Annotated in this window: 24 protein-coding genes and 4 tRNA genes; 13 read left to right on the forward strand and 15 right to left on the reverse strand. The window is 32.3% G+C overall.

Going from position 1 to position 26,862, the window contains the following annotated elements:
• Positions 1 to 66: 66 nt before the first annotated feature.
• The 7 genes from B3792_RS04275 to B3792_RS04305 form a co-directional block, all read right to left on the reverse strand.
• Positions 67 to 150, reverse strand: a tRNA-Leu gene (locus tag B3792_RS04275).
• Positions 151 to 174: 24 nt separating this feature from the next.
• A tRNA-Gly gene (locus tag B3792_RS04280) sits at positions 175 to 247 on the reverse strand.
• Positions 248 to 276: 29 nt separating this feature from the next.
• A tRNA-Leu gene (locus tag B3792_RS04285) sits at positions 277 to 360 on the reverse strand.
• Positions 361 to 395: 35 nt separating this feature from the next.
• Positions 396 to 468 (reverse strand) — tRNA-Gly (locus tag B3792_RS04290).
• Between the two features lie 88 nt (positions 469 to 556).
• Positions 557 to 1,405, reverse strand: a complete 849-nt coding sequence (gene accD, locus B3792_RS04295; RefSeq protein ID WP_115001651.1) for an acetyl-CoA carboxylase, carboxyltransferase subunit beta — start codon at positions 1,403 to 1,405, stop codon at positions 557 to 559.
• Positions 1,406 to 1,448: 43 nt separating this feature from the next.
• Positions 1,449 to 2,516, reverse strand: coding sequence for a class II fructose-bisphosphate aldolase (fbaA, locus tag B3792_RS04300; RefSeq protein WP_219033712.1), 1,068 nt, complete (start codon positions 2,514 to 2,516; stop codon positions 1,449 to 1,451).
• Between the two features lie 37 nt (positions 2,517 to 2,553).
• Positions 2,554 to 5,157 carry a BamA/TamA family outer membrane protein gene (locus tag B3792_RS04305; RefSeq protein ID WP_291068964.1) on the reverse strand — a complete coding sequence of 868 codons (2,604 nt, stop codon included), beginning with the start codon at positions 5,155 to 5,157 and terminating at the stop codon, positions 2,554 to 2,556.
• A gap of 4 nt (positions 5,158 to 5,161) precedes the next feature.
• Here B3792_RS04305 and B3792_RS04310 point away from each other — a divergent pair, with 4 nt between their 5' ends.
• From B3792_RS04310 to B3792_RS04325, 4 genes are all read left to right on the forward strand, one after another.
• Positions 5,162 to 5,905: a TrmH family RNA methyltransferase gene (locus B3792_RS04310; RefSeq protein ID WP_286500195.1), complete on the forward strand. Its 744-nt coding sequence runs from the start codon at positions 5,162 to 5,164 to the stop codon at positions 5,903 to 5,905.
• Between the two features lie 89 nt (positions 5,906 to 5,994).
• A complete protein-coding gene (locus B3792_RS04315) occupies positions 5,995 to 7,263 on the forward strand; it encodes a serine hydrolase domain-containing protein (RefSeq protein ID WP_291068966.1) in 1,269 nt (422 codons plus the stop codon).
• A gap of 145 nt (positions 7,264 to 7,408) precedes the next feature.
• Positions 7,409 to 7,792, forward strand: a complete 384-nt coding sequence (locus tag B3792_RS04320) for an HU family DNA-binding protein (protein WP_291068969.1) — start codon at positions 7,409 to 7,411, stop codon at positions 7,790 to 7,792.
• Positions 7,793 to 7,972: 180 nt separating this feature from the next.
• On the forward strand, positions 7,973 to 8,386 hold the full coding sequence (locus tag B3792_RS04325; protein WP_291068971.1) for a GxxExxY protein: 414 nt from the start codon (positions 7,973 to 7,975) through the stop codon (positions 8,384 to 8,386).
• A 470-nt stretch (positions 8,387 to 8,856) separates the two neighbouring features.
• Here the strand turns inward: B3792_RS04325 and B3792_RS04330 are convergent, their stop codons facing one another.
• Entirely contained in the window at positions 8,857 to 9,969 is a 1,113-nt protein-coding gene (locus B3792_RS04330; RefSeq protein WP_291068973.1) for an ABC transporter permease, read from the reverse strand.
• Positions 9,969 to 12,041, reverse strand: a complete 2,073-nt coding sequence (locus B3792_RS04335) for a carboxy terminal-processing peptidase (protein ID WP_291068975.1) — start codon at positions 12,039 to 12,041, stop codon at positions 9,969 to 9,971. Before B3792_RS04335 ends, B3792_RS04330 begins: the two co-directional genes overlap by 1 nt.
• Positions 12,042 to 12,234: 193 nt before the next feature.
• Here B3792_RS04335 and surE point away from each other — a divergent pair, with 193 nt between their 5' ends.
• Positions 12,235 to 13,002: a 5'/3'-nucleotidase SurE gene (gene surE, locus B3792_RS04340; protein WP_219033704.1), complete on the forward strand. Its 768-nt coding sequence runs from the start codon at positions 12,235 to 12,237 to the stop codon at positions 13,000 to 13,002.
• An 82-nt stretch (positions 13,003 to 13,084) separates the two neighbouring features.
• Here the strand turns inward: surE and B3792_RS04345 are convergent, their stop codons facing one another.
• Entirely contained in the window at positions 13,085 to 14,281 is a 1,197-nt protein-coding gene (locus B3792_RS04345; protein ID WP_221854161.1) for a tetratricopeptide repeat protein, read from the reverse strand.
• Between the two features lie 3 nt (positions 14,282 to 14,284).
• Positions 14,285 to 16,858, reverse strand: coding sequence for a DNA gyrase subunit A (gene gyrA, locus B3792_RS04350; RefSeq protein ID WP_219033702.1), 2,574 nt, complete (start codon positions 16,856 to 16,858; stop codon positions 14,285 to 14,287).
• Between the two features lie 364 nt (positions 16,859 to 17,222).
• Between gyrA and rpmH the strand changes: the two genes are divergently transcribed.
• From rpmH to B3792_RS04370, 4 genes are all read left to right on the forward strand, one after another.
• Entirely contained in the window at positions 17,223 to 17,381 is a 159-nt protein-coding gene (rpmH, locus tag B3792_RS04355) for a 50S ribosomal protein L34 (protein ID WP_019974979.1), read from the forward strand.
• Positions 17,382 to 17,463: 82 nt separating this feature from the next.
• Positions 17,464 to 18,156, forward strand: a complete 693-nt coding sequence (locus B3792_RS04360; protein ID WP_038333079.1) for a cell division ATP-binding protein FtsE — start codon at positions 17,464 to 17,466, stop codon at positions 18,154 to 18,156.
• Positions 18,157 to 18,232: 76 nt separating this feature from the next.
• Positions 18,233 to 19,348: a hypothetical protein gene (locus tag B3792_RS04365; protein ID WP_291068976.1), complete on the forward strand. Its 1,116-nt coding sequence runs from the start codon at positions 18,233 to 18,235 to the stop codon at positions 19,346 to 19,348.
• Between the two features lie 10 nt (positions 19,349 to 19,358).
• Complete coding sequence (locus B3792_RS04370) at positions 19,359 to 20,180, forward strand: 2OG-Fe(II) oxygenase (protein ID WP_291068978.1); 822 nt, start codon at positions 19,359 to 19,361, stop codon at positions 20,178 to 20,180.
• A gap of 13 nt (positions 20,181 to 20,193) precedes the next feature.
• Here B3792_RS04370 and B3792_RS04375 read toward each other — a convergent pair whose 3' ends face one another.
• Both B3792_RS04375 and B3792_RS04380 read right to left on the reverse strand, forming a co-directional pair.
• The gene (locus B3792_RS04375; RefSeq protein WP_291068980.1) at positions 20,194 to 21,312 is read right to left on the reverse strand and encodes a glycosyltransferase; all 1,119 of its coding nucleotides are present in this window, start codon (positions 21,310 to 21,312) and stop codon (positions 20,194 to 20,196) included.
• Positions 21,313 to 21,329: 17 nt separating this feature from the next.
• On the reverse strand, positions 21,330 to 21,563 hold the full coding sequence (locus B3792_RS04380; protein WP_052217635.1) for a hypothetical protein: 234 nt from the start codon (positions 21,561 to 21,563) through the stop codon (positions 21,330 to 21,332).
• Between the two features lie 76 nt (positions 21,564 to 21,639).
• Here B3792_RS04380 and kdsA point away from each other — a divergent pair, with 76 nt between their 5' ends.
• The 4 genes from kdsA to B3792_RS04400 all read left to right on the forward strand — a co-directional run bounded on the left by kdsA (position 21,640) and on the right by B3792_RS04400 (position 25,066).
• Positions 21,640 to 22,449, forward strand: coding sequence for a 3-deoxy-8-phosphooctulonate synthase (kdsA, locus tag B3792_RS04385; RefSeq protein WP_038333085.1), 810 nt, complete (start codon positions 21,640 to 21,642; stop codon positions 22,447 to 22,449).
• 73 nt (positions 22,450 to 22,522) lie between these two features.
• The gene (hemN, locus tag B3792_RS04390) at positions 22,523 to 23,884 is read left to right on the forward strand and encodes an oxygen-independent coproporphyrinogen III oxidase (protein WP_115001634.1); all 1,362 of its coding nucleotides are present in this window, start codon (positions 22,523 to 22,525) and stop codon (positions 23,882 to 23,884) included.
• Between the two features lie 60 nt (positions 23,885 to 23,944).
• A complete protein-coding gene (gene hpt, locus B3792_RS04395; RefSeq protein WP_038333090.1) occupies positions 23,945 to 24,481 on the forward strand; it encodes a hypoxanthine phosphoribosyltransferase in 537 nt (178 codons plus the stop codon).
• A 6-nt stretch (positions 24,482 to 24,487) separates the two neighbouring features.
• Positions 24,488 to 25,066 carry an adenylate kinase gene (locus B3792_RS04400; protein WP_125350758.1) on the forward strand — a complete coding sequence of 193 codons (579 nt, stop codon included), beginning with the start codon at positions 24,488 to 24,490 and terminating at the stop codon, positions 25,064 to 25,066.
• 118 nt (positions 25,067 to 25,184) lie between these two features.
• Here the strand turns inward: B3792_RS04400 and B3792_RS04405 are convergent, their stop codons facing one another.
• Complete coding sequence (locus B3792_RS04405; protein ID WP_291052576.1) at positions 25,185 to 26,216, reverse strand: quinone-dependent dihydroorotate dehydrogenase; 1,032 nt, start codon at positions 26,214 to 26,216, stop codon at positions 25,185 to 25,187.
• Between the two features lie 117 nt (positions 26,217 to 26,333).
• Positions 26,334 to 26,855, reverse strand: coding sequence for a hypothetical protein (locus B3792_RS04410; RefSeq protein ID WP_291052573.1), 522 nt, complete (start codon positions 26,853 to 26,855; stop codon positions 26,334 to 26,336).
• Positions 26,856 to 26,862 lie beyond the last annotated feature (7 nt).

A 26,862-nucleotide genomic window follows, 5' to 3' on the forward strand; every position in this document is an offset into this window, starting at 1 on the left:
AGTATAAAGATATGATTATTTAGAGCATAAAAAAAGCTCAAGAAAATAAATTCTTGAACTTTGTTGTACCTCAGGCGGGACTTGAACCCGCACGTCCTAATGGACACAGGATTTTAAGTCCTGCGTGTCTACCAATTCCACCACCAAGGCATCCACTTCTAAGAAAGAAGTTAGAGCGGGAAACGGGACTCGAACCCGCAACATTCAGCTTGGAAGGCTGACGCTCTACCAATTGAGCTATTCCCGCGTGTAAATTGTAAAAATCAAATTAAAAAGTACCTCAGGCGGGACTTGAACCCGCACGTCCTAATGGACACAGGATTTTAAGTCCTGCGTGTCTACCAATTCCACCACCAAGGCAAAATTTGATTTTTATGAATTTTTATATTTCAAAGAGCGGGAAACGGGGCTCGAACCCGCGACCTCAACCTTGGCAAGGTTGCGCTCTACCAGCTGAGCTATTCTCGCGATTGGAGTGCAAATATATAAAATCAATTTCTAATAATCCAAATCAAATTTGAATAAAATTTTAAAAATATATTTGCACTTATTTTAATTAGTTGATAGGCATTAACATATCAGCTACTTCTTTTATTTTATCTTTCATCTTTTTACGATGAACGATCATATCAACGAAGCCTTTTTCTAATAAAAATTCAGAAGTTTGGAATCCTTCTGGTAAATCTCTACCAATAGTTTCTTTGATAACACGTGGTCCAGCGAATCCAATTAATGCTCCTGGCTCTGCCATGATAACGTCACCAATTGATCCGAAAGATGCTGTAATTCCTCCAAAAGATGGATTTGTTAAGATTGTAATATAAGGAATGTTGTTATCTGCTAATTGAATTAATTTAGCTTCTACTTTAGCTAATTGCATCAACGAAATTGCAGCTTCCATCATACGTGCACCACCAGATTGTGTAATAATTACGAATGGAGTTTTGTTTTTGATAGAATAATCAATTGCACGTGCAATTTTTTCTCCCATTACAGATCCTAAAGAACCTCCAATAAATTTGAAATCCATACAAGAAATTGTAATGTCACGTCCATGAATTTTTCCAGTCGCATTGCGAATAGAATCTGTCATTCCCGTTTTCTTTTTAATCTCTTTTAAACGATCTTTATAAGGTTTTGTATCTGTCCAATTTAATGGGTCTTTACTTTCTACTTTTGTATCTAATTCTGTGAATTTACTATCATCAAATAAGATATCGAAGTATTCTTGAGAACCAATTTGTACGTGATGATCATCCTCTGGACTTACATACGCATTTGCTTTTAGTTCTTCAGTTTCAATAATTTTTCCTGATGGTGTTTTGTACCATAAGCCTTTTTTAACGTCTTTTTTAGACTCTGTAGGCGTTGTAATATTTTTCTTGCTTCTAATAAACCAAGGCATATTCTCTGTTTTTATTTGGGTAAGAATAATCTTAGTGAAAAGATTATCCTAAAGTATTAACATTATTTAAATCGTGAAAAGCTTGAATTAATCTGTCTTTGAAAGTAACTTCTCCAGCTCTTAACCACACGCGTGGATCATAATATTTTTTGTTAGGAGATTCTGGACCTTCAGGATTTCCAATTTGTCCTTGTAAATAAGCTGCATTTTCGTCAAAATATTTACGAATTCCTTCCATAAATGCATATTGTAAATCTGTATCAATGTTCATTTTGATAACTCCGTAGCTAATTGCTTCTCTAATTTCTTCTAACGTAGAACCAGAACCTCCGTGGAATACGAAGTTTACAGCGTTGTCTACACCATACTTTTCGTTGATGTATTTTTGAGAGTTATCTAAAATTTTTGGAGTCAATACAACATTTCCTGGTTTGTAAACACCGTGTACATTACCAAATGCTGCTGCAATCCAGAAATTATCAGAAATAGATTTTAAGTTTTCGTAAACGTAAGCAACTTCTTCTGGTTGAGTGTATAATAAAGAATTGTCAACATTAGAATTGTCAACACCATCTTCTTCTCCACCTGTAATACCTAATTCCATCTCCAAAGTCATTCCAACTTTAGACATTCTTTCTAAGTATCTTTTGCACTTTTCTACGTTTTCTTCTAAAGGCTCTTCAGATAAATCTAACATGTGAGAACTAAATAAAGTCTTTCCGAATTTATTAAAATGTTCTTCGTTAGCGTCCATAATTCCATCAATCCAAGGCAATAATTTTTTTGCACAGTGGTCTGTATGTAAAATTACAGTAGCTCCGTAAGACTCAGCTAAAGTGTGAATATGTTTTGCTCCCGCAATAGCACCTTTGATAGCAGAAAGTTGATTTTCTCCTTTTAATCCTTTTCCGGCATTAAAAGCAGCACCTCCGTTAGAAAATTGAATAATAACCGGAGAGTTTACTTCAACTGCAGCTTCCATTGCAGCGTTAATAGTATCTGAACCGATGACATTACACGCTGGTAAAGCGTATTGATTTGCTTTTGCATCATTGATAATGTCTTGAACTAATGAACCGGTAGCAACACCGGCAGGAAATTTTCTGCTCATTATGTTAGTATTTTGTGAAACAAATATAGATGTTTTTTTAGAAAGGATAATTAATTCCGAAGTGGATTCTTGGTTTAAGCAAATTAAAATTGTCAAATTGCCAGCGATCACCCAATTCGTAAGAAGGGTCATAAATTTTGTAACCTAAATCAAATCTTACAATTGCAAACGTACCAATGTGATAACGGAAACCTAATCCAGAACCAATTCCGAATTCTTTGTAAAAATCTTTGAACTTAAATAATGTTTCTGGACGATTTTTATTAACACCCCAAATATTACCAGCATCAAGAAAATATGCACCTTCCAAACTTCCAAAAAGATTGAAGCGATATTCAGCATTGAATAACAATTTCATGCTTTCAAATTCTAAACTTTGATTTTTAGAATCGATACGTGGTTTACTTCCAGGACCTAAAGTTAACGGTGCCCAACCACGAACATCATTTGCTCCTCCAGCCGAATAACTTCTTACGAAGGGTGCAACATCTGAGTTTCCATATGGTTGAATGATTCCGAATAAGAAACGTCCCGCTACGCTAGAATTTGAATTTAATTTGAATTTTCGTCTAACATCCACATCAAATTTTACGAATTGAGAATAAGGAATTCCAAAGATCAAACCTGCTTGATTTCCGTCTCGATCAGGTTCAGCTTTATTAAAGCCAAAAGCTTTGTCTAAACCTCTTAATACATTTCCGGCTAATTCAATTCTCGCTTGAATAAACCAAGGATTACTTTTTGGTCGAAATGAATTTTCTTGATTAAATGTAAATTGATAGATAAAAGAGTTGATTAATACATTTTGGGAAATATTAGCTTTTCTATATAACATATTCTCAAAATCAACATACAACTTTGCGTTTTCTCCAGTTAATGAACTTTGGAATCCTTTGTCAGCCTCGATTGCGTCTGTTAATTCATCGTCCGTTAGATAAATTGGTGCATTAGGATTGTATGCGTAGTATAAATCTTTTACTTCGTTTTTTGTATTATTATCTTTTGTAAACACTTCATAATAGCGATCTTTTTTTCGGTTACTAATAAATTCTGTGTTAAACAAAGAAACTTTGTGTTGAAACTCCGAACTCGAAATATCCATATCAAAACCAAAACCATAAGTCGTTTTGTCTAAACCTACATTTTTCTGCGTACTTGCATTCATTCGAATAGCAGATTCGGCAGTAAAACGTTTTGGTAAAATATTATCAAGATTAATTGGTGTTAATAAATAAGGAAATTTCAACTTTGTTTCGATAGCGATTTCGTAAGCATTTAAGAATGCTTTATTCATTGAGAAATCTTTGTTGACAGAACCTAAAGTTCCTTTCAAAGTTGTTTCTAAATTTTCTCCTCCTCCAAATAGATTTCTCGAAGTTAAAGTCATTCCGGGAGAAATTGCAAAGTTCATATAGCGAGAAGCATAACTTTCGACAAAGAGATTCAAGTCATATTTCTTTTTTGGTGTAAAGAAAACGTCTACATTTAGGATAGAATCTTGTTTATTAATTCTGAATCCATGTAAGTTAATGTTTTCTTTCTTGAAAATATTACGTTTTGTCTGAAGTTCTTGTCGTTGACGATATAGTTGACCAGGACGAATTACAAATGCATCTGTAAAATATTTTGGTCGATATTCTGGTTCTTTTGTATATAAAACGTTATAATCTTTATATTCTTCTTTGATTAATTTACTTTCATCATCAACAAAACTGCGAGAATCTGCATAAATATTTATCTTCCCAAAACGGTATTGCGTAAAAGGTGTAATACTATCCGTTTTCAAAGAATCTTGAATATATTTATCAATAAACATCGTTACATCAAGGCGTTTGTTACTTTTTAATGTATCCGCTTCAAAATATAAATCTTCGCCCGAATCATTGAAATCATAGTAACCTCTATTCTTTAACAAATCGATGATACGATCACGTTCTTCTTCAAATTTGTCAAAATTATATTGATCTCCAGCATGCAAAACAGTTTGTTTTCCAAGAGGAGAATTAAGATATTCTTCTATTTTTTGATCAGCTATTTTTTGATCATATGTTTCGATATAAGAAGGTTCACCTAACTTAATATCATAAATTGTTTCTGCTTTTTTTGCAACAGAATCTTTATCATAGGAAACAGCTACTTTCGAATCGAAATAACCTTTATCATGAAATAATCGATTTAAGTTCTTTGCCGAAAATTCTGATTGTTGTTCATCCAACAAAACTGGCTCTTCACCTTGACTATAATAAAGACGTTCTTTCCATAAACTGTGACCAACATATTCGCTTAGGTTATTCTTCGTTAGTAAACTATCCAATAATTTCTGGTTACGAACCGAAGCATCTTGTCTATAATATTCCTGAAAAGTTTCATCAAATTTCGCAGGAGACCAATTGTAAACCCATTGCCAAAGAGGGAAAAAACCAAGGAACTTACCAGCTGGCTTTTGTTTCACATAATCACTTAAATCTTTGTTGATTATAGTTTTTTTCTTCTTAATATCTGGATCCTCTTTATCGTAGATAAATTTGTTCTTTACAAACAAATATTCTCCTTCAGGAACTTTCTTAGTTGTACTACAGCTATAAAAAAGTAATCCTAAACAAGAGATAAGTGTTATATTTGTTGTAATTTTTTTTTGCATAAATATGTTATCAAATAACGTTATTAAGATAATAACTTCTCTTGGTTCTAAAAAATATAGACAAAAATATAATTTGTTTGTCGTAGAAGGTGTTAAAAATATTGGGGAAGTTATAAAAAGTTCTATAAATATTAAAGAATTATTTATAATTGAAGACTTTTGGCCAGAAGCTACACATATCAAAAAGACTTTTATTGAAGAAAAAGATTTGAAAAAAATCAGTTTCTTAACTACTCCGAATGTAGGTTTAGCACTTTGTGAATTACCAAATTATGATGAAGATATCAAGTTAAATGGTTTGAGCATTGCCTTGGATGATATTCGCGATCCAGGTAATTTAGGAACAATTATCCGCTTGGCTGATTGGTTTGGTGTAGAAGATATTTTGTGTACCAAAGAATCTGTGGATATGTACAACCCAAAAGTTGTGATGTCGACAATGGGATCTTTTACAAGAGTCAAAGTTCATTATATCGATTTAGAGAAATACTTGTCTGACTATAAAGGAAATATTTTCGGGACTTTTATGGAAGGAGAATCCATTTATGAACAAACACTTCCACAAGAAGGTATCTTGGTTATGGGGAACGAAGCGAATGGAATTTCACCAGAAATCGAAAGGTTAACGACAAATAAACTAAGCATTCCGTTCTTTGGTAAAAATGGTTCTACCGAAAGTCTCAACGTTGCCGTTGCAACAAGTGTCATCTTAGGCGAGTTTAAGTCTCAACTTTCGCACAAATCATAAAAAAAAACTTAATGTTTCTAAACGGGTAACTATTCCACAAATAAATATATACTTTAGTAGAAACAAACAATAAGATTAAGAAAAAACACATGAAATATGTAGCGGTTGTTCTTGCTTCTGCAATGCTGTTTATGGGAAGCTGTAGCAAGAAAAACGAACAAAAAGAAGAACTTAGAAAGAAGGATCCGCATGCTTTGCGCTATGTTTCGTTGGATTGGAAAGCAGATTTCAAGCCAATGAAGTACACACAAGCAGAACTTAATGATTACAGAAATAAACTAAACACTTATTACAAAGACTTTTGGGTTGACGGAAAAGTGAGCGGAGGTTTGTTGGTTGTGAAGAATGGGCAAGTACTTTTAGAGCAATATCAAGGGATGGCAGACGAAAGACATAAGCGTCCAATCACTGCAGAAACACCTATTCACATCGCATCTATCTCGAAAGTTTTTACCTCAATGGCGGTTCTTAAGCTTGTAGAAAAAGGTAAAATCAAATTAGATCAAAAAGTAAATACAATATTAGAAGGTTTTCCTTACGATGATATCACGGTTCGTAATTTGCTAAATCACCGCAGTGGTTTGCCAAATTATGCCAACGTTTTGTGGAATAACAAGAAGGTAATGATGGATCGCGAGAAACCAATTTCTAATCAAGATGTGTTAGATATCTTTAGAGAATTTGACGTTAAACAAATTCGTCCCGCAGACAAAGGGTTTTATTACTCGAATACTAACTTTGCTTTTCTTGCTCTTGTCATTGAAAAGATTATGAAAATGCCTTATCCGAAAGCAATGAAATACATGGTTTTTGACCCTCTTGAGATGAATAACACCTTTGTTTTTGAGTATGATCGCGATAAAGATACAGTAACTCGTTCTTACAAATACAATGGTTACGAGTGGGCTTGGGATGATTTTGACCGCACGTATGGAGACAAAAATATTTACTCAACGCCAAGAGATTTGTACAAGTTAGATGTAGCCATGTATTCAGATGATTTCTTACCGAAGAATATTAAGAAAAAAGCTTTCCAAGGATATAGTTACGAGCAGAAAGGTTTCAAAAATTATGGGCTTGGAATGCGTTTGTTAGAATATGACAATGGTAAAAAATTATTGTATCACAATGGTTGGTGGCACGGGAATAACACCGTTTTTGTACACGATGTTAACAATCAATTTACGGTAATTGCATTAGGAAACAAGCAGAATAAGAATATATATAGTGCATTCAAATTGGCTGGACTTACAGGAACTTATCCGTTAAAAGCACCTAATAAAGACTCGATGAGGTTGCATAAACAACCAATTGTACCAAAAACAACAGCAAAACTTTCGACCAAAGTTTCAAGATAATAGCAAGGCTTCCTTATATATGGAAGCCTTTTTTATTTTTGTGTTATAATGTATTTTATTGATAATCAATAGTTTTATTTTGTTAATTAAATATAAAGTATTAAATTAGAGTTAATTAACTCTTAATTTATAAATACTTTTAATTATGGCTGTAAAATACAACGTTATTCAGAAGGCTTACCCAGGAGATCCTACGGGGCCTAAAAAGTTCTACGCAAATTCTATTGCAGATGGTGAAGTATCACTTCGAAATTTGAGTAAAGAAATTGCGCAAACCTCATCTATTAGTGAGAGTGATGTATATGCAACATTGATTGATTTGGCTAAAATGTTATCGAAACATTTGTCTGATGGAAAGATTGTTCGCTTAGGAGATTTTGGTTCTTTTCAAATAAGTATAAGTAGCGAAGGAATGGATGCAATGAACAAAGTAAATTCTTCTTCTATAAAAAGTGCTAAAATACTTTTTAGACCTGGTCTAGATTTACGAGATACTTTAGCTACTTTAAAGTATGAGAAAAAGAAATAGTTGAGATAATTTTTCTAACTTCTAATTGAAGTAAATAAAAAACGTCAAGTGGTTTTCATTAAAATCACTTGACGTTTTGTTTAAAACCTCCTTAGGTTTTATATAAAAGATAAGGAGGTTTTATAAAAAGTTTATTTATATCTCAATTGAATAATCATTAACAACATAGAAACATAGACTATGAAAACTAAAAAATATTTAGATGAATTAACTTATGAAATAATAGGTTCTGCTATAGAAGTTTATAAAATAATGGGTAGAGGATTATTAGAAAGTGTTTATCATCAATGCTTAACAGAAGAGTTGAATCATAGGAAAATAAATTTTCTCACAGAAATGAAGATTCCAGTTGTCTATAAAGAAAAACTACTTGATCTTGATTTTCGTTGTGACCTCTATGTAGAAAATAGTATAGTTGTTGAGTTAAAAGCTGTGCAAGATATTGTTCCTGCTTATGAAGCTCAATTATTAACTTATATGAAACTACTAAAATGTCCAAAAGGAATATTAATCAACTTCAATTGTTTTAACATATTTAATGAAGGACAAAAAACGTATGTTAATGAGTTTTTTACTCATTTTCCAAATTATTAAACCGATGTATTTATATTGTAAAAACAGATAGGTTTTAAATTTTGTTTTGGTAAAATATTAACCACATAGAAACATAGAAATTGATTAATTGTGATTTATTTATAAACTTTCAGTTATTAACTTAAGTAAAGTTACTGTGAAAACTATAAGTCCATTCTAATATTTCTAAGAATTAAACCTATGTATCTATGTGGATAAAAAAGAAATATTTTAAATTTTCTTTTGGTAAAATCTTAACTACATAAAAACATAGAAATTGATTAATTGTGATTTGTTTATATACTTTCAGTTGTTAACTTAAGTAAAGTTATTGTGAAAACTAAAAGTCTATTCAAATCTTTATCAATATTTAACCTATGTCTCTATGTGGTTAAAAAAGATAAAATATTAATCACATAGAGACATAGATAAAGATATAACTTGTGTTTTAAATTATTTAAAAAAAGAAAATATAAAACTTTATAAGTTTCTTACTGCTTAATATCCATAATATCTCGCAATACATTCCCAAAGATATTAAACCCAAGAACCAATAACATAATAGCTAATCCCGGTAGAATTGCTAAATGTTGTTTCCCTAAAATAATATGATTATAATGTTCTTTGATGATGTTTCCCCAAGACGGAGTAGGAGGTTGTGCGCCAATTCCAAGAAAACTAAGACCACTTTCTACTAAAATTGCCGAAGCAAAATTGGCAGCAGATATAACAATAATAGGTGCAACAACGTTAGGTAATATTTGGTTGAAGATAATTCTTGTGTCCGAAAATCCTAAAGCTTTTGATGCTTCTACGAATTCTTTTTCTCTGTACGATAGGAATTGTCCACGAACTACACGTGCAACTTCTACCCACATCGTTAGTCCAACTGCGATAAATATCTGCCAAAAACCTTTTCCGATAGCTAAGGTAATTGCAATAACCAATAGTAATGTTGGGATAGACCACACAACGTTTATCAACCACATTATTATGTTATCTGTTCGTCCCTTGTAATAACCTGCAAGAGCGCCCAAGGAGATTCCGACAATTAAAGAAATGAAAACAGCGATAAACCCGATAAGAAAAGAAATTCTTGTCCCGATAATTAACCTTGAATAAAAGTCTCTTCCGTAAGAATCTGTTCCAAGTAAATAGGTTTTTGTGTAGATAAAATCTTTCTCTATATCTTGATTTTTGATGTTATGCTTTGTCCAAGTTGACAAATCTATTTTTATTGCTTCACCACTTAGTCCGTTTCCTATATATGGAACATAGGTAATGCTTTGTCCATCTCTTTTGTAAGATGTAATACTTATTTGTTCGGTATCGATCTCTTTCCCGAATATAAAATCAGAAAAATTCGTTTTTCCTGAATAATTAGGTAAGGGGATTTCGATTGTTTTTTGCTGATAACCTATAGGTGAATATGCAATGGTTAGGTCTTGTCTGTTTGCATTTTCCGTTTTGTCGGATGCAAAGACATAAGCAAAAATAGAAATGATTGCAGCTAATACTATTACACTAAAAGAAAGAACACCAAGGGTGTTCTTTCTTAATTTATTGAATATGATTTGAGAAAATGAACCGTTTTCTTGTTCCATTATTTAATGTCTCTTAAAACGTTAACAGCTTCGTTTAAATAAAAGTCTTTTTGCATTCCTTTGAACCAATTGTTACGTTTAGCTTTTAGAACAGTATCTGTTTTTGTAGTTGCCAAATCGTTTTGATTCATTGTAAATTTGAAATTGTTTTTATACTTGTCTAAAGCTTCAAATTTCTTGATTTTATCTTCGCGAGTTTTACGGTACGTTTTGTAATCTTCTAAGTTCAAAGGAATCTCTTTTACATCTTCCATTGATTTGATGAACTTGAAACTTTCGTTCATTAAAGCTAAGTGAGCATTATTTGCCAAACGAGTTTTACTGTTCGCTTTAATCTTCGCTAAATCGAAAGCAGAAGGCCATTTTGCAATAACCAATGGTTTGATTTGATCCCAATTCAAGGCTTCTGGACGAGAAGCTTCGCTGATATCTTCGTAAGTGAATTGATCAACTAATGCAATGTCCGATTGAACTCCTTTCAATTGTGTAGACCCTCCGTTTACTCGGTAAAATTTTTGTATTGTTAACTTAATAGCTCCTAATTCATCACTTCCCGACTGACGGTCTAAAGGCAAGATTGTTTGTACAGTACCTTTACCAAAGGTTTGCGGTGAACCCACGATAACAGCGCGACCATAGTCTTGCATTGCTGCTGCAAAAATTTCTGACGCAGATGCAGAAAGCTCGTTAACCATTACTACTAAAGGCCCGTCGTATGCGATAGAATTATCTTTGTCTTCGTGAATTTTAAGCATTCCGTCCGAACGTCTCACCTGAACAATTGGTCCTTGATTGATGAATAATCCAGAGATTTTAACTACCTCTTCAAGAGAACCTCCTCCATTGTTTCTAACATCGAAGACAAGACCTTTGATGTTTTCTTTCTTCAATATATCAATTTCTTTCTTGATATCATCCGAAGGATAACGTCCGCCTTCTTTTCCCATTGGAGTGTAGAACTCAGGTAAATAGATGATTCCGTATTTATCTCCTTTCTCGTCCGTAATAACAGATGAGCGAGCAAACACTTCCTCCGATTCAATCACCTCACGAATCAAAGAGATTGTTTGTTGAGAACCGTCTTTTTTCTGAATAGTCAAGACAACTTCTGTTCCTTTCTTCCCTTTAATTAGGCGAATAGCATCGCTCAAAATCATCCCAACGATGTTTTTAGCTTCACCATTTTTCCCTTGTGCAACTTTAATGATCTTGTCACCTACTTCTAATTTATTGCTCTTCCAAGCTGGTCCGCCAACAATTAATTCAGCAATTGTAGCGTAACCTCTTTTGTCTTGTATTTTGGCTCCAATTCCTTCCATTTGTCCAGACATTTCGAATTCGAAATCCTCTTTACTTGTTGGAGAGAAGTATGTTGTGTGCGGATCGTATTGTTCTGTGAACGAGTTCATGTAAATAGAAAAATAATTCTCGCGTTTTGTCTGTTTTATACGACGAAAATAGTCAGAAATCAAGTCTTTAACTTCTTCACGCGCCATCTTTTCTACTTCTGCAAAAGGAGTATCTTTTGTGATTTTCTTTTTCTCATCTGCCAAAGGATCTTTTACAGGTTTTATAGAAGAAGAGTTGTCTAATGTATCTTTCTTTTGACCTTTTAATTCGTCTTGCATTGAAATGATTTCTAACATCACGTTATATTTCAAATATTTGCGCCATAAATCTTTCGATTCGTTTTTATCTTTCGCGAATTTTGATGTTTTATAATCGATATTGAAATTCTCTTTTTGATTGAAATCAAAAGGTTTTGACAAGGCATCCATCGAATATTTTTCAGCGTCAGCAATACGTTTGTAGATTGTGTCAACAGTAGAATTGTAGAAACCTAAGTTTTCTGATTTGTAATAATCATCTAAATTGTGATAATCTTTTTTGAATAGATCATAATCAGATTGCAATAAAAAACGTTTGCTTGGATCAATGTATTCTAAATATTTATTGAAAACATTTTCCGAAAATTTATCATCTACAGTAGCAGGTTTGTAATGTAGGTAAGTTAGGGTGTTTCGTGTATTTTTTACGATTAACTTTTCTCTTTCTTCATCTGTGTCTAGCATGGGTTTGCAAAAGCAAAAAGCAAGCAAACTCATTGATAAAAACGATAGTAATACATACGTTTTTTTAATTAACATATTGCGTTGGTATTATATAAATTAATAATTTAAGACTCCTTCAAATATAAAACAAAAAAGAAATTAGAAGGAAGTTTTTTACATTTGTAAAAATGATGAATAAAAGTAAGAATAAAATATGGAAAGACCGCTAATTTTAGTTACAAATGATGATGGAGTAACTGCGCCTGGAATAAGAGCGTTGATAGAGATTGCAAAAGGATTTGGAGAAGTTTATGTTGTTGCGCCAGATAGTCCGCAAAGTGGAATGGGGCATGCGGTGACAATAAATTCGACATTGTTTTGTGATGAAATAGAAGTTGATGAAGATGTAAAAGAGTATGCGTGTTCTGGAACGCCAGTGGATTGTGTGAAATTGGCTGTTTCGCAAATTTTACCTCGTAAACCAGATTTGTGTATTTCGGGAATTAATCACGGATCGAATTCGTCGGTGAATGTGATTTATTCGGGAACAATGTCTGCTGCTGTAGAAGCTGGAATAGAAGGGATTCCTGCGATTGGTTTTTCGTTGTGTGATTTTGCTTATAATGCTGATTTTAAAGCTGGAGAAGAATTTATTAAAACAATTATTGATCAAGTTTTAAAACATAAATTACCAAAAGGTGTAGTGTTGAATGTTAATATTCCGAAGTTGAAAGAACATGAAATAAAAGGAATAAAAGTTTGTCGCCAAGCTGATGCAAAATGGGAAGAAAAATTTGATAAACGTGAAGATCCTCGTGGAAGAACGTATTATTGGATGAGTGGAGAGTTTAAAAATCTTGACAAAGGTGAAGATACAGACGAACGTGCTTTAGAGGAGGGTTATGTTTCTGTTGTACCAGTTCGTTATGATTTGACAGCCCATCATTTTTTACCAGATTTAAGAAATTGGGATTTGTTCTAAGTTCGTTAAATCTACATTCAGAATGATAAAGCATAAAAAAAGGACTTCAATTGAAGTCCTTTTTTTTAAAATATTGAAATAATTATTTTACTAATTTTTTCTCAGCGTCACGATAGAAATTTTCTTTTTGTTCGTTTCCTAAAGTTTTGTAAGCTTGAATTAAGTTACGAATAACTTGACGATTTTCTGGTTGAATTTCGTACATTTTTTCAAGATAAGGAGCTGCTTCTGTAAACAAAGCTTTGCGTTTTACTTCGTTTGCATTATAAATTTCTTTCTCTTTTTTAGATGTTCCTAAATTGTTGTTCATTGTTTCAACAATTTCTTTGTCTGGTTGCAAAATAGCTAAAACTAAATTGTTGTAAGACTCGAAATGTTTAGGATTTAATTCAATCGCTTTTTTGAACAAGTTTTTAGATTCTTCTGCTTTAGAAGCGTCATCTAAATATAAAACTCCTAAGTTGTAATAATTTTGTGCATCGTTTGGATTAATTTTAATCGCTTCTTCGATACGTTTTGTCATTTTATCAGAGTTTCCAGAAACTTGGTAAATTCCAGTTGCGATATTGTTGATGTCAGCATCTTTTGGATATTTTGTAGTTGCTTCTTCTACGATAGTATCGTATTTTTTCGCATTGTACAATCCATTAAGTGCTAAAACATACATGTCACGGTTGTAATCTTTTGTTTGATTAGCTGATTTACCAGTGAATCCTTTTGCCGCTAATTCTTTCAAAATCGTTAACGATTTATCATAATCAGCTGCGTTGTAAAAACAGATTGCAGCTTGATATTTATAGATATCTTCTTTTGTACCTAAAGCTTCAACTAAGTTGAAAACATTTAAGAATTTTGTTCCAGCCTCAGTAAATTGTTTTGCGTCCATTGCTTTGTTTGCAGCGTCTAATTCTTTGTTTGCTAAATTAGAAACTTCAGATTGCAACAAGAAACCATATTTTGGTTGTAAAGCAACTTCTTTCGCTTTTGCGTAATTACCACTAGCTGTAGCTTTATCTAAATCGGCTTGAGAATAGTAAAATTCGTCTTTTTTAGAGTCTTTATTTTTGACTTGCCAAACTTTACCGTTTTCGTATTTAGATAATTTTGCTAAATCTTGACTTGCTTTTGTAACGTCACCTTTTGCTAAGTTTTCTTTTGCTGATTTATTATATTTTTCAGCTAAAACTGTAGGTTCTGTCGTTAATTCTTCTGTGTTAGTTTGAGCGAATGATGTCGACATTGCTAAAACTAATCCTAAACTAAATAATAATTTTTTCATTGATTATTCATTATTTGGATCCTCAGCAGGCGTTTCTTCTGCTTGAGTTTCGTTGTTTTCGTTTGTGTTTTCTACAACAATTGGATTTCCTTCTTCATCAAGTTCTACTTCGTTTTCCAATTCTTCTTCAACTTGTACTTTTGCAATTGCTGCAATTTCGTCGTTCTTTTTCAAGTTAATCAATCGAACACCTTGTGTTGCACGACCCATTACACGAATTTCATCTAAACCAGTTCTAATAGCAACTCCAGATTTATTAATGATCATTAAATCATCTTCGTCTGTAACAGCCTCAATCGCGATTAATTTTCCTGTTTTATCAGTAATATTAAGTGTTGTTACACCTTTACCTCCACGATTTGTTTCACGATAATCTTCGATAGAAGAACGTTTTCCGTAACCTTGTTCAGAAACAACTAATACAGTTTCTTTTTCTACATCAGTCACAACAATCATCCCGATAACCTCATTATCTGGTTGATCTCCTAAGTTGATTCCGCGAACACCAGAAGCAGTACGACCCATTGGACGAACTTTCTCATCTTCGAAACGGATAGCTTTACCATATTTAGAAGCGATCATAATTTGAGATTTACCATCTGTTAATAAAGCTTCTAATAATGTGTCACCTTCGCGAACAGTAATTGCGTTGATACCATTAACACGTGGACGAGAATAAGCTTCTAAAGATGTTTTCTTGATGATACCATTTTTAGTTACCATGATTACGTAATTATTATTTACGTATTCTTCGTTCATTAAATCATGTGTAAGGATATATGCTTTTACTTTATCATCTGGCTCGATGTTAATCAAATTCTGAATTGCACGACCTTTAGATGTTTTAGAACCTTCTGGAATTTCGTACACACGCATCCAATAACATTTTCCTTTTTCTGTAAAGAATAACATGTATTGGTGGTTAGATGCCGAAACCATATACTCTAAGAAATCTTCGTCACGTGTTGTAGCGGCTCTATTACCAACTCCTCCACGAGATTGTTTGCGGTATTCAGAAAGTGGTGTACGTTTGATGTAACCCATGTGAGAAATCGTTAAAACAACTTGCTCATCAGGAATTAAATCTTCGATATTTAAGTCTCCACCTGCGTAATCGATATCTGTACGACGTTCGTCACCATATTTTTTACGAATTTCTAATAACTCATCTTTGATAATTTGCATACGTAAATCTTCGTTTGCTAAAATATCTTTCAAATGGTTAATCATTTTCATGATTTCTTCGTACTCTTCACGAATTTTATCAATCTCAAGACCAGTCAATGTACGTAAACGTAAATCTAAGATTGCACGTGCTTGAATTTCTGATAACTCGAAAGCTTCCATTAATCCTGTGCGCGCTTCGTCTGGTGTTGCAGATTCGCGAATGATTTTAATTGCACGATCAAGATCATCTTGTGTTCCGATTACTTTCATGTAACCTTCTAAGATATGAGCTCTTTCTTGCGCTTTTCTCAATTCGTATTCCGTACGACGAACAATCACTTCGTGACGATGTTCTACGAAATGATAAATCATGTCTTTCAAATTCAATTGCTCTGGTCTACCTTTTACCAACGCAATGTTATTTACACTGAAAGATGATTGTAATTGAGTAAATTTATATAGTTTATTTAAAACGACGTTAGGAACCGCATCCATTTTAAGGACATAAACGATACGCATACCTTTACGGTCAGATTCGTCACGAATCTCAGAAATACCATCTAATTTACCATCTTTTACCAACTCAGCAGTTTTTGCAATCATATCTGCCTTGTTAACTTGGTAAGGAATTTCTGTAGCGATAATACAATCGCGACCATGTACTTCTTCGAAATTAGTTTTTGCACGTAAAACAACACGTCCACGTCCAGTTTCGAAAGCTTGTTTTACACCATCATAGCCATAGATAGTACCTCCTGTTGGGAAGTCTGGCGCTTTGATGTATTGTGTTAATTCGTCAATTGTAATCTCACGATTGTCGATGTATGCAATTGTTCCGTCAATAACTTCTGTTAAGTTATGTGGCGCCATATTTGTTGCCATACCAACCGCAATACCAGATGCACCATTTACTAATAAGTTTGGAACACGAGTAGGTAATACAGTAGGTTCTTGGATAGTATCGTCAAAGTTTAGTTGAAAGTCAACTGTCTCTTTATCTAAATCAGCTAATAATTCGTCTGAAATTTTTTGAAGTCTTGCTTCAGTATAACGCATTGCAGCAGGTGGATCACCATCTACAGAACCGTAGTTACCTTGTCCGTCAACTAATAAGTAACGCAAAGACCAAGGTTGCGCCATACGTACCATTGTGTCGTAAACAGAACTGTCGCCGTGTGGGTGAAATTTACCTAAAACTTCCCCTACAATACGTGCCGACTTTTTGTAAGAACGATTAGAAAAAACACCTAATTCATACATTCCGAATAATACTCTACGGTGTACAGGTTTTAAGCCATCACGCACATCCGGAAGCGCACGAGATACGATTACCGACATCGAATAATCGATGTAAGCGGATTTCATTTCATCCTCAATGTTAATTGGGATTAGTCTTTCTCCTTCAGTCATATTGTTTTGTTATATAAGGTGGCTAATATACGAAATTTAAGCTAAAAAAAGACTGATAAAAACAAGATATTTGATGTTTTATGAAAGTTTTAAGGAAACTTTTCTAATCCTTCTAAAAATAGCTTCGTTTGATCTTCGCAAATGATATTGTTGATAAGTTTTAATTGTTATTGTTTTAATTTTCTCTTGCTTAACAAAAAAATGTTTTTATATTTGCACTTCGAAAATTACAAAGTGTAGAACGGAACGCGGTTTACTATTAATTCAGCTTTTTTGTAATTTTCTATCAATTTGATTTTTGAATTAATAATAATAACTGTATATTTGCAACCCATTCGAGTAATGGATTAGAAACTTAGTAAAGATGAGTAAGAGAACATTTCAACCAAGTAACAGAAAAAAAAGAAACAAACACGGATTCCGTGAGCGTATGGCTTCTAAAAACGGGCGCAAAGTATTAGCTGCTCGTAGAAAGAAAGGAAGAAAAGCATTAACTGTTAGTGAAGTAAGAGCTAAAAGATAATCGCTACAATTCATAAAAAATAAGCTTGAAGGTCGTTCTTTCAAGCTTTTTTTTTACATTTGTTTTAAAGACTGTAGAAAGTATGGAAGCTAAAAATGTAATTGAGTTAAGTCAATCATCTATATATCAAAGAAATCATTTAGTATTATCTGACGTTAATTTCACACTTAACGAAGGAGAATTTGTTTACCTAATAGGGAAAACAGGAAGTGGAAAAAGTAGTTTATTGAAAGTGCTTTATGGTGATTTGCCGCTTCAATCAGGACAAGGTTCCGTGGTTGGAATGGATTTGAAATCACTGAAAACAAGTAAAATTCCTGATCTTAGAAGACATTTAGGAATTGTTTTCCAGGATTTCCAATTGTTAACAGATCGTACGGTAGAACAAAATTTGACGTTCGTGTTGAAAGCAACAGGTTGGAAGGATAAGGCTACAATCGATAAACGTATTGATGAGGTTTTAGATTCGGTAGGGATGTTGTCTAAAAAGAAAATGATGCCGTTCCGTCTTTCTGGAGGTGAGCAACAACGTGTTTCTATAGCTCGTGCATTGTTAAATCATCCTGAATTAATTTTAGCCGATGAGCCAACAGGAAATTTAGATCCAGAAACATCAAATGATATTATGGATTTGTTGCTGTCAGTATCGAAAGAAAATAATTGTGCAGTTTTGATGGCTACACACGATTACGAAATTATTCGTCGTTATCCTGCGCGTAAGGTGCGTTGTGAAGACGGAAGATTATTTGAAGTTGCAGAAGCGATATCAGAATAAGATAAATTACACAATATAATTTTAAAGAAAGAGTTTACTTAGTTGTAGACTCTTTTTTTTGTTAAATAATTAACTAATGTATCAAGGTAGAAAACTTCATTTTATAAGTATGGATGTTCCATTTCCTCCCAATTATGGAGGCGTTATAGACGTTTTTTATAAATTGAAAGCATTTCATCAACTTGGGGTTGAGATTTATTTACATTTGTTTGGATTTAACGAAACAGAAAGCGATGTTTTAAGAAAATATGCTAAAGAAGTTTATTTTTATCCAATAGATCAAAAGCCTTATTATATTTTTCAGAAATATCCTATTTCAGTAAAATCTAGGGATAGCAAATTATTGTATGAACGAATTAAATCGTTGAAAGCACCTATTTTTTTTGAAAGTCTAAAAACAACATTTATTTTGAATAAATACAACCTTGAAGGTTATTCTAAATATTTGCGACTACATAATATTGAACAAAATTATTTTTCTGGATTAGCAGAAAGCGAAAAGAATCTAGTGAAAAAAGCATTGTTTTATATTGAGGCAAAAAAATATATTCAATACGAAAATATTATTCATCAGTTTGATGAAGTTTTTACACTCTCTAAATTTGAACAAAATTATATTCAAGAAAAATATAATAAAGGAAAATTTGTTCCTGTTTTTCACGGAAATGAAACTTTTGAATCATTAAGTGAGAAAGGAGAATTTGCTTTATATCATGGAGATTTGAGAGCTTCGGACAATTGTAAAGTAGTCGATTTCTTGATAGAAGTGTTTAAAGTAATTGATTATCCTTTCGTTATTGCTTCAGGTTCTAGAGAGAATTGGGTAAAAGCAAAAATTAAAAATCATCCACATATACAATTTGTTAAATTGAAAGATTTTAATCATTTGAAAAATCTTTTCGAAAAAGCACATCTCAATATAGCATGGTCTTTTCAGGAATCAGGAACAAAACTAAAAGTGATAAATGCATTATTCAATAGTCGTTTTTCGATAATAAATGAAAATGTGATAGATGATGGGAAAATTAGTGGACTTTGTGTTCAAGTTTCGAGTAAATCAGAGCTGATAAAAGCTATTAATCATTTAAAAAATCAACCTTTTTTAGCGTCAAAAGAATATATTGATACGCTTGAATATGATTTGAATGATAAATTGAATGCAGAAATTATTTTGAAACAAATTTTTAATTAACTTTATGATTATGAACAGAAATCAATATGCAGATATAATTTTACAACGATTAATTGATCAAAAGGAAGAAATAAGTCAACAATACAATAGTAGTAAAGATAAGATCGGTTATTTTTGGGTTGATGATTTGTTGCCAGAAGAATTAGCTTTAGAGGTAAATCAAGTTTTTCCACAAGAAAAAGAAATGGTGTTGAAAAAAAGTTTGAAAGAAGATAAATATATTGCAGTTCAAATGAATCAATATCATCCTATTTTAGAGGAAATTATTTATGCTTTTCAAGATGAGAGAATCGTAAATTTGATTGCTGAAATTTGTGAAATAAAGCAACCTATTCCAGATTCTTCTTTGTATGCTGGAGGTTTGTCTATGATGGGAAATCGTCAATTTTTGCAGCCTCATTTGGATAATTCTCATGATGCGAAAAGGGAATTGTGGCGTGTGTTGAATCTGTTGTATTATGTAACGCCAGATTGGAAAGAAGAATACGGAGGAAACTTGGAAATTTGGCCAAATGGATTAAAAAAAGATCAAATTACAATTTTTAGTAAATTCAATCGATTAGCAGTTATGGCAACGCATAATGATTCTTTGCATTCGGTTTCGCCTATAAAGTTTGAAGATTTTAGAAAATGTGTTTCAAATTATTATTTTTCTAAAGAACCTTTAAGAGAAACAGATTCTTTTCATGTAACTTCATTTAGAGGTCGTCCAGAGCAAAAGGTTTTGGATCAAGTTTTACAAGTTGATAATGCTTTAAGAATGGGTGTTAGAAAAGTATTTAAAAAAGGAGTAGTGGAAAATCCACATATTTATAAAAAAGAAGAAAAGTAGATTAAAATTTAATCTACTTTTTTATTTTTTCAAAAATCTCCTTCAATTTTAATTCTTCATTTTCCCAACAAAGTTCGTGTGCAGCATTTGCAAGGTTTTCTTGGTAACTTCTTTTTCCTTCGTTTAAGATTTCTTGTAGTTTTTCAGCCAAATGTTTTGGATCGTGGTTGTCAATCACTTTTCCAACTTTATATTCTTCAACCATTTTTTTGATTTCAGGTAAATTTGTTGCTAAAATTGGTACTCTAGCTTGAATAAAGTCAAATAATTTATTCGGTAGAGCGTAGCGATAGCTTAATCCTAAATCTTCTTCCATACTCATTCCTACATCAGCTAAAGGTGTTATAGTTTTTAAAGTTTTTGGGGGAATATTTCCTAAAAAATGAATGCGATTAGTCAAGTTCAAATCTTTTACCAATTGTTCGTATTCAGTTTTTTTAGGTCCTTCGCCAGCAATCCAAAATTGACAATTATCGATGTGTTTAAACGCTTCAATCATTCTGTCAATTCCTCGACTCATGTTAATTGCGCCTTGATACAATAATATTTTATCGTTTGTTGGATTTTCGGGTAAGCGAAAGAAAATTAAATCTTGTTTATCGTTAAGTTTTGTTCGGTTGGGAACATTTCTAATCACAGCCGGATTAGCACCATATTCCTTGCGAAACCAATTGGCATATCCATCACTTACTGTATAAAAATACTTGATTTTTGGAACAAGAGAACGTTCTAAAGTTTTCCAAACTTTTTTTGTTTTAGGACGATTGTGTAATGATGGTAATTCTGAATAAATTTCGTGACTATCAAAAACTAAAGGAAGGTTCTTTATTTTACTAACCAAATAAAAAGGAAGTAAACTATCCAAATCATTCGCTAATAAAATAGTTTGTTTATCCGCTTTTTTAAGCAAAGTGAAAAACAATTTGTAATTGAATTCTGCATACTTTTTCATTGTTGATTGATTTTTTTGTTCCATCAAAAATGTCTTGTACGGTTTATTCAATTCTGGTTTCCCGTTTATAGTCGCGCCAATCAATTCTACATCGTACCCAAATTTTAACAAAGAATGGCAAACTTTATCTAATCTTTGATCCGTTTCAATATTATTTAGTACAGCAGATAGGATTTTCAATTTTATGGTTTTTAAGATTATTTTCCAGGTTTGAAGACGATATAATACGCCTGAACTAAAAATAAAATCGCATTTGGAATAAGGACTGGCCAAGCCTCGATCATAGCAGCATAAATTACAAAACATACACAACCAATTGCATTGATAATGCGAATAATTGTAATCTTCGAAAAAAAGAATGCTAGTACAATAAAGACTGAAGCAAGATAGCCAAAAATATCAGCTATACCAATGTTAGATAAAAAATCCATAAAACGATAAATAAGAATGATAAAGTATAGGCAAAATTATGAAAAATAAGTCGATAACTTTGTGTAAATTTGCACAATGATAGAAACTTTATCAAAGATAAAACACAAAGATTCGCCAAACTTCTTTTTACTTGCTGGTCCATGTGCCATCGAAAGTGAAGATATGGCTTTGAGAATTGCTGAAAAAGTAGTAACAATTACTGATAAATTAGAGATTCCTTATGTTTTTAAAGGATCTTTCAAAAAAGCAAATCGTTCTCGTATTGATAGTTTTACAGGAATTGGAGATGAAAAAGCATTGAAAATTATTCAAAAAGTTGGAGAAACTTTTGATGTTCCAACAACTACAGATATCCATGAACCTTTTCATGCAGAAATGGCGGCGGCTTATGTAGATGTGTTACAAATTCCTGCTTTCTTGGTTCGTCAAACCGATTTAGTGGTTGCAGCTGCACAAACAGGGAAACATGTTACATTGAAGAAAGGTCAATTTCTTTCGCCAGAAGCAATGAAATTTCCTGTAGAAAAAGTAACAGATTCTGGTAATAGTAATGTTGCAATTATCGAGCGTGGAACAATGTTAGGTTACGGAGATTTAGTGGTAGATTATCGTGGAATTCCTGTGATGCAAAATTATGCACCAGTTATTTTAGATATCACACATTCTTTACAACAACCAAATCAGGCTTCAGGTGTAACAGGAGGAAAGCCAGAATTAATCGAAACGATTGCTAAAGCTGGAATTGCTGTTGGTGCTGATGGTATTTTTATCGAAACGCATCCAGATCCTAAAAATGCAAAAAGTGACGGTGCAAACATGTTACAATTAGATTTGTTAGAAGACTTATTAACTAAATTAGTTAGAGTTCGTCAGGCAATTCTATAAAAATAATTTTTAAAGAAAATTTATTAAATAATACTTAGTCAAGTTGATTAAGTATTTTTAATTTTTTTAGATAATGGATAATTTAATTCAGAAATATAATATTCCAGGACCTCGTTACACAAGTTATCCAACTGTTCCGTTTTGGGACAATGATGATTTTACTAAACAAGGTTGGATTGAAACTTTTCAACGATCTTTCGATGAAAGTAATGTAGAAGAAGGAATATCAATTTATATTCATTTACCTTATTGCGAGTCGTTGTGTACGTTTTGTGCATGTAACAAACGTATTACGAAACAACATTCGGTAGAAGTTCCGTATATTGATACAGTTTTGAAAGAATGGAGATTATATGTGGATTTATTTTCATCTCGACCAAAAATTAAAGAAATTCATTTAGGAGGAGGAACACCAACGTTTTTTTCTCCAGAAAATTTGAAGAAATTAATTGATGGTATTTTTGAATATGCGGATGTAGCTGAAGGACACGAATTTAGTTTAGAAGGTCATCCAAATAACACAACAAGAGAACATTTACAGGCTTTATACGATTTAGGTTTTAGACGTATTTCGTATGGTGTACAAGATTATGATCTGAAAGTTCAGGAAGCGATCAATCGTGTTCAACCTTTCGAGAATGTGAAAAGAGCAACCGAAGAAGCGCGCGAAATTGGTTTTACATCGATTTCTCACGATTTGATTTTTGGTCTTCCACATCAAACAATGGAAGGAATGATGGAAACTATTAATTTGACAAAAGAATTAAATCCAGATCGTATTTCGTTTTACAGTTATGCGCATGTGCCGTGGATAAAAGGTGTTGGACAACGTGGTTTTCAGGACGATGATTTGCCTTCACCAGAATTGAAACGTGCATTATATGAAGAAGGAAAGAAAATGTTCGAGGAAATGAACTATTTCGAAGTTGGAATGGATCATTTTGCCTTAGAACAAGACTCGATGTATCAATCGATGAAAAACCATACATTACATCGTAATTTTATGGGATATTCTTCTTCGAAAACACAATTAATGGTTGGTTTAGGAGTTTCTTCTATCAGTGATTCTTGGTATAGTTTTGCACAAAACGAGAAGACAGTAGAAGAGTACGAAAAATCAATCAATAACGGAGAATTATCCGTTTTCAAAGGACATATATTATCAGAAGAAGATTTGATTATGCGTCGTCATATTCTAAATTTAATGTGTAATTTAGAAACTTCTTGGGCTGATGATAACATGAAATTTGATGATGTAGATCGTATCAAAACTATGTTACAAGATATGGTTGACGATAATTTGATTGAATTTGTAGAAAATGGTTTGATCGTAAAAGAAGAAGGACGTCCATACGTTCGAAATGTGTGTATGACATTCGATAAGAGAATGATAGATAACGAGCCAGAAACACGCATTTTCTCAATGACAATCTAATAAAATAGATAAATGTTTTAAACTTTATCAAAAAAAGTATATATTTGAATATCTCAAACAATGAAAGAAATAGAAATTCACGGTAAAAAATTTATTCCGTACATCGCTTTTGAAGAAATAGAACACGCCATCAAAAATATGGCAAACGAAGTTTACGAAGAATACAAAGACGAAAGACCGATTTTTGTTGGTGTATTAAACGGAGTTGTAATGTTCTTCAGCGATTTCTTAAAACAATATCAAGGAGAATGTGAGATTTCGTTCTTGAAATTAAAATCTTACGAAGGAACAGAATCAACAGGGAAAATTACTATTGAGATGGATATTCCGATGAATGTTGAAGGACGTCACGTAATTATTTTAGAAGATATTGTAGATACAGGTAATACGTTAGTAGAGTTGCACCGAATCTTGAAAGAGAAAAAGGTAAAATCATTAAAAGTAGCAACTTTATTATTTAAGCCAGATGCTTACAAAAAAGATTTAAAAGTAGATTTAGTAGGAATTTCTATTCCTGATAAATTTGTAGTAGGTTATGGATTAGATTTTGACGGATTAGGAAGAAATTTACCAGATATTTATCAAATAAAACATTAAAACAAAATGCTAAACATTGTATTGTTCGGACCTCCTGGCAGTGGTAAAGGAACACAAGCTAAATTTTTAGAAGAAAAGTACCAAACTCCTCAAATTTCTACTGGAGACTTATTTCGTTTCAACCTTAAAAATGAAACAGAATTAGGCGCTCTTGTGAAATCTTACATGGACAAGGGACAATTAGTTCCAGATGAGGTAACAACAAATATGTTGGTTGATCATTTAGATAACAATCCAAATGCGCAAGGATACATTTTTGATGGATATCCACGTACAACATCTCAAGCAGAAGCTTTAGATAAAATCTTAGCAGATAAATACGAAAGCGAAGTTTCGATTACATTAGCATTAGTTGTGGATGACGAAATTTTGGTTCAACGTTTATTAGAACGCGGAAAAACTTCTGGTCGTGCTGATGATGTGGACGAAAAAATTATCCGTGATCGTATTACAGAATATTACGAGAAAACTGCAATTGTAGCAGAACACTACAAAGCGCAAGGAAAATGGGTTGAGATTGATGGAGTAGGTTCTATTGAAGATATTACCGAAAAATTGAACGCAGCAATTAAAGAAGTTTTATAAGAACAACTTTTACATAATACTAAAAATGCTCCTTTTAATTAAAGGAGCATTTTTTTATTATTATCATTTCTGAATGTAGCTTTTTGTGAAATGAAGAACCGACATCAGAATGACTTTTCTATTTTCCTTCAACCAAGCCTTTACAAATGTTTTTTACAACAGCAGGACCTTCATAAATAAAACCTGTATAAACTTGTAACAAACTTGCACCAGCTTCCAGTTTTTCTTTAGCATCTTCGGCTGTATGAATTCCGCCAACTCCAATGATAGGAAATGCTTTGTTCGATTTTTCAGAAAGATAACGAATCACTTCTGTTGAACGATTTTTAAGTGGTTTTCCCGAAACTCCACCAGTTTCTTTTACAATTTCTGGATCAGATTTTAATCCTTCTCTTGAAATGGTTGTATTTGTAGCAATCACTCCAGCAATTTTAGATTCTAATACAATATCTATAATATCGTCCAATTGAGAATCTGTTAAATCTGGTGCGATTTTAAGTAAAATTGGTTTCGGTTTTTCGTTTTGATTATTGTATTGTTGCAAATAATTAAGAATGTACAATAAAGGTTCTTTTTCTTGTAAATCGCGTAATCCAGGTGTGTTTGGAGAACTTACATTGACTACAAAATAATCAACATAATCAAACAATGCATTGAAACATTTGATGTAATCGTCAACAGCATCTTCATTTGGTGTCAATTTGTTTTTACCAATATTTCCGCCAATAATATAGTTTTCACGATTTTTTAATTCTCTAATTTTCGAAACAGCAAAATCAACACCTTTGTTATTAAATCCCATTCGGTTGATAATCGCTTCATCTTCTACCAAACGAAACATACGCGGCGCATCATTCCCTGGTTGAGGTTTTGGTGTAACGGTTCCAATTTCGATAAAGCCAAATCCGAAGTGGTTCAATTCTTCAATATATTCAGCATTTTTATCAAAACCAGCAGCTAAACCAATTGGATTTTTGAATTTAATTCCAAAAACTTCTCGTTCTAAACTTGGATGATTGTATTGATAAAATTTATCTAATAATTTTCCAACTCCAGGAAATGCAGCATAATTTTTTAGATTTCGCGTAACGAAATGATGCGCATCTTCGGGTTGTAATTGAAATAAAATGTTTTTGAATTGTTTGTACATGCTACAAAATTAATCAATCCTATTCATTATAAAAATATGTTTTGATTACTTATTTTTTGTGATTGATTGTATTGTGCTAATTGGAGAAATTTCAACAGTTTTTTGACCTTTTCCAACTTAAAAATAGTAGAGACTATTGGTATTGATAAGGTAGATTTCTTTTTTCTCACCAGAATTGAAAGTTAAGGTTTGTCCATATTTTTCGAATTTTAAATCTCCATTTTTTATTCGTTTTGATAAAAAATTACCACCACCAATTCCAAAACCTAAAAAGAAACAAATCAGCATAACAAAAAAGAATTCAATTGAATTTTGATTAATTTTCTTAGTGAATTCTTCATTCGTGAGGTTATCAGTTTCTTTAATCTTATAATATTTCTTAATGAATTTTTTCTCTGGATGTTTCAATGAATACTGTTTAAAACTATAAAGTAGAAAAATAAGAAGAATAAAAAAGATTAGTAGGAAAGGATGTGCGGTAATTTCAGAAATTGGACTTATTAAGATATCCATAATGCTCGAAAATTTCAGAATATTAATATCCAATTGATAGTAAAAAATAGATTCTTTAATAATTCCCATGATGACTAAATAAATATAACCAAAAGGAAGTAATCGTTGTAAATGTTCGTTATTCATACTATTG

It is taken from the genome of Empedobacter sp. UBA5924 (assembly GCF_002431085.1).
In the GTDB taxonomy this organism is placed as follows: Bacteria; Bacteroidota; Bacteroidia; order Flavobacteriales; family Weeksellaceae; genus Empedobacter; species Empedobacter falsenii_B.